General features: G+C 59.4%; 1 protein-coding gene. It reads left to right on the top strand.

The features are described 5' to 3' along the window. Nucleotides 1-145: helix-turn-helix domain-containing protein (locus AC0L2F_RS36015; RefSeq protein WP_473251559.1), on the top strand; the 145-nt coding region annotated here is incomplete at its 5' end. Nucleotides 146-229: the final 84 nt, after the last annotated feature.

Here is a 229-nt window from a genome sequence, read left to right as displayed (position 1 = left end):
ATTCCTTGGCGTCACCAGAGAGTCGATCAACAAGACACTCAACGATTGGCGCAGCCGGCGGGTCATCGCCATCAGGCGCGGCGGCCTGCGCATATCCGACGCTGGCGCGCTTCGTCGTATTGCCGAGTCGCAAGACGACTACTGACGGCGCCCACAATTGATGTGCCGGGAGATCAGAGTCGCGAAATCAGAAACCGCAATGCCGACCTGCTCGGCATGAAGAAATAGC

The sequence above is a fragment of the Bradyrhizobium sp. Ken64 genome (genome assembly GCF_055807555.1).
The sequence above is the reverse complement of the archived record's forward strand: the minus strand, read 5'-3'. Positions and strand labels throughout refer to the sequence as shown.